This is a genomic window from Streptomyces sp. NPDC020958 (assembly GCF_055562175.1).
On sequence record NZ_JBVHFU010000042.1, the window covers coordinates 1 to 4,469 of the forward strand.

The following is a 4,469-nucleotide window of genomic DNA, read 5'->3' on the forward strand; positions in this document are numbered from 1 at the left end:
CCGTTGCTGGCGGCGGCGGTGTGGCTGGCCGAGGGTGATGGGCTGGTGTTGACGGGTCGTCTGTCGCTGGCCGGGATGCCGTGGCTGGCCGATCATGCGGTGCACGGCACGGTTCTGCTGCCCGGCACGGCGTTCGTGGACCTGGCGGTCCACGCCGGGGACCTGGCCGGCTGCGGCGTCCTGGAGGAGCTGACGCTTCAAGAGCCGCTGGTCATTCCTGGCTCCGGTGGCGTGCAGCTGCAGGTCCAGGTGGGTGACAGTGACGGCGACAGTGGCCGGCGCACGGTCATGGTCTCCTCCCGCGAAGGGGAGGGCGGGTGGGTTCGGCACGCCGTCGGCATGCTGGCCCCAGTCGGCAACGAGCCTGCCCCGGCCCCGCTGGCCGTCTGGCCTCCGGAGGGTGCGGAGCAGGTGTCGGTCGATGGCGCCTATGAGCGTCTCGCCCAGCGTGGTTACGGTTACGGGCCGGCGTTCCAGGGCCTGCGCCAGGTGTGGCGTGCCGGGGACACCGTCTACGCCGAGGTCGAGCTGCCCCAGGCCATCGACTCCGACGCGGCCGCGTTCGGCCTGCACCCTGCGCTGCTCGACGCCGCGCTGCACGGTCTCCTGGCCGTCGGCGCCAGCAATGGCAGTGGCGGTACGGAGCTGCCGTTCGCCTGGTCAGGCGTACAGCTGCTGGCGAGTGGTGCCCGTCACCTGCGGGTGGCGTTCGCTTCCGCGTCGGGTGGCGTCTCGGTGACGGCGTTCGACGGTGCCGGTCAGCCGGTGCTGCAGGCAGGGTCGTTGGCGATGCGTGAGGCTTCGTCCGGTCAGCTCAGTGGCTCTGACCGTCAGGTCCGGCAGTCGCTGTTCACCGTCGACTGGGTCCCGCTGCCGACGCGGGCTTCTGACGCCGCAGTGCAGTGGGCGCGGCACGGTTCCGGGATGGCCCCGGTGGTTGTTGCTGCGGTGCCTGCCGCTTGCGCCGGGACGTCGGTGCCGCAGGCGGCCCAGCTGGCTGCTGCGACGGTGCTGGGGTGGGTGCAGGAGTGGCTGGCCGACCCCGCAACCGGCAACGCGCGGTTGGTGATCTGGATCGGCCAGGACTTGGCCGGTGCGGCGGTGACGGGTCTGGTGCGCTCCGCGCAGTCGGAGCACCCGGGTCGTCTGCTGCTGGTCGATGTCGACCCGGCGGCCGGCCTGGAACCGACGCGTGACGCCGACGTGGACACCGTCCTGGCCGCGGTGCTGGATGCCGACGAGCCAGAGGTCCGCATCCGCCGCGCCGCCGACGGCGGGGGAGTCGCGGCGTTCGGTCGTCGGCTGGTCCGGGCCGGTGCGTCCGGGGAACTTGTGCTGCCGAGCGGTACGGGCTGGCGGGTCGAGGTGACCCAGCCGGGCGACCTGAGCAGTACCGCGGTGATCGACGCTCCCGAGGCTGAAGCCGAGTTGGCGGCGGGTCAGGTCCGGGTTGGCCTGCGCGCCGCGGGTCTGAACTTCCGCGATGTGGTGGCCGGTCTGGGGATGGTCTCGGACGGCCGGGTCCTGGGCCTGGAGGCTGGCGGGGTTGTGCTCGAGACCGGTCCCGGGGTGGATGGTCTGACGGTCGGTCAGCCGGTGATGGGTCTGGTGCCGGGCTGGGGACGGGTCGGGGTCGTCGACAGCCGCCTGGTGGCCGCCATCCCGCAGGGCTGGTCGTACCAGCAGGCCGCGGCGGTGCCGGTGACGTTCCTGACCGCGTTCTACGCGTTGCGGGATCTGGCCCAGGCCCGTCCCGGCCAGCGGGTGCTGATTCACGCCGGTACGGGTGGAGTTGGCACGGCCGCCGTGCAGCTGGCCAAGGCGTGGGGCCTGGAGGTCTTCGCGACCGCCAGCCCGGCCAAGCAACATGCGCTGCTCGCCGCCGGTGTGGAGGAGAGCCACATCGCTTCGACCCGTGACCTGGACTTCTGTGAGCGGTTCCTGGCCGTGACCGGTGGCGAGGGCATGGACGTGGTCCTCAACGCCCTGGCCGGTGAGTTCACGGATGCCTCGCTGCGGCTGCTGCCGCGCGGCGGCCGGTTCGTCGAGATGGGCAAGACCGACATCCGCGACGCCGCCGAGGTTGCCAAGGCCTATCCGGGAGTCGTCTACCAGGCGTTCGACCTGATGGACGCTGGCGTGCCGCGAGTCGGGGAGATGCTGGCCGAGCTCGGGCCGATGTTCGAAGCCGGGACCCTGCAGCCGCCCGCAGTCACGTGCTTCGAGCTGTCGCAGGCCGTGGCGGCGCTGCGCTACCTGCAGGCCGCTCGACACCTCGGCAAGGTCGTGGTGAACATTCCCGCCGAGTGGGACCCGCAGGGCACCGTCCTGGTGACCGGTGGCACCGGGACGCTGGGCGGGGAGTTGGCGCGGCACCTGGTGAACGCTCGAGGCATGCGGCACCTGGTGCTGATGTCCCGCCGCGGTCCGGTCGCGCCGGGCGTGGCCCGCCTGGTCGCGGAGTTGGCGCAGTCGGGTGCGGAGGTGCGGGTCCAGGCCGGCGACGCGGCCGACCGCGAGGGTCTCGCCTCGGTGCTGGCGCGGCTTACGGCCGAGCGGCCGCTGACCGCGGTCGTGCACGCCGCCGGTGTGATCGACGACGCCACCGTCGAGTCGCTGACTCCGCAGCGGATGGCAACCGTGCTGACCGCCAAGGCCGATGCGGCCTGGAACCTGCACGAGCTGACCGAGGACGCGGGCCTGGCCGGGTTCGTGCTGTACTCCTCGGCCATGGCCGCCCTGGGCAGCCCGGGGCAGGGGAGTTACGCCGCCGCCAACGCGTTCCTGGACGCACTCGCGGCCTACCGCCGCGATCGGCAGCTGGCCGGTCAGTCGCTGGCCTGGGGCCTGTGGGCCCAGGCGTCGGGGATGACCGGGCACCTGGACGGTGCCGATCTCTCCCGGCTGCGTCGTGGCGGTGTTCAGCCGATGACGACCGAGCAGGGTCTCGCGCTGTTCGACGCCGCCGCCGCCTGGGGTGCGCCGTTGGCCGTCCCGGCCCGGTTGGACCTGGCCGCATTGTCGCGTGCCGGGGGGCCGGTGACTCCGCTGCTGCGCGGTCTGGTCGCCGGTGCTGTCTCTGTGCGCCGGTCGGCGGCCGTGGCTGCGGTCGTGGGCGGCTTGGGGGCCCGGTTGGCCGCGCTGTCCCCCGCCGATCGTGAGCAGGACGTCCTGCAGATCGTACGGGCCGCCACCGCCGTCATTCTGGGCCACGCCAGCCCCGGGGACATCGACGCCCAGCGGGCCTTCCGCGAGATGGGCATCGACTCCCTGACTGCGCTGGAGCTGCGCAACCGACTCGCTGCGGAGACCGGTCTGAGCCTGCCCGCCACCCTGGTGTTCGACTACCCCGTCCCCCAGGAACTCGCCCGTTATCTGGTGGCAGAGGCCTGCGGGACCGACGGCGTGGCTGCTGTCTCCATGGTGCGTGTCGGCACGGACGAGCCGGTGGCGATCGTCGGTATGGGTTGCCGGTTCCCGGGCGGGGTCGAGGACCCGGAGGCCTTCTGGCAGCTGATCGCCGCAGGGACCGACGCGATGTCGGGCTTCCCGGTGAACCGCGGTTGGGAGATGCCGAGCGTGTCCGAGTCCGGTGAGGCGATCGAGGGTTACGCCCGGGTGGGTGGCTTCCTGGAGGGTGCCGGTGACTTCGATGCGGAGTTCTTCGGGATCAGCCCACGCGAGGCCCTGGGGATGGACCCGCAGCAGAGGCTGCTGCTGGAGACCAGCTGGGAGGCCCTGGAGGACGCCGGCATCACCCCGAGTTCGCTGCGGGGCACCGACACCGGGGTGTACTCCGGCATCATCACGTCGGACTACCGGGTCGGTGAGCAGGACAGCGCGAGCGGCTATGGGCTGACCGGAACCCTGGCGAGTGTGGCGTCGGGTCGGGTGGCGTACTCGTTGGGGCTGCAGGGTCCTGCGGTGTCGGTGGACACGGCGTGCTCGTCTTCGCTGACGGCGATTCATCTGGCGGCGCAGGCGCTGCGCTCGGGCGAGTGCGGGATCGCCCTGGCAGGCGGCGTCATGGTGATGGCCACGCCCGGCACCTACGCGGAGTTCGCGCGGCAGCGAGGCCTTGCTGCCGACGGTCGGTGCAAGCCGTTCGCGGAGGCGGCTGACGGCACCGGTTGGGGTGAGGGTGTCGGTGTCCTGGTGTTGGAACGGCTGTCGGATGCCCGTGCTCGTGGGCACCGGGTGCTGGCGGTGGTTGCGGGTAGTGCGGTGAATCAGGACGGTGCGAGCAATGGTCTGTCGGCGCCGAACGGTCCGTCGCAGCAGCGGGTGATCCGGGCTGCGCTGGCGAGTGCGGGGCTGGAGCCGGGTGATGTCGACGTGGTCGAGGCGCATGGCACGGGTACGGCGTTGGGTGATCCGATCGAGGCGCAGGCGCTGCTGGCGACTTACGGTCAGGATCGTCCTGAGGGTCGGCCGCTGCTGCTGGGTTCGGTGAAGTCGAACATCGGTCA

At 72.0% G+C, this 4,469-nt stretch carries 1 protein-coding gene; it reads left to right on the top strand.

The genetic code is table 11. The features are described 5' to 3' along the window. Positions 1-4,469: SDR family NAD(P)-dependent oxidoreductase (locus ACZ3KP_RS40860; RefSeq protein WP_467506200.1), on the top strand; the 4,469-nt coding region annotated here is incomplete at both ends.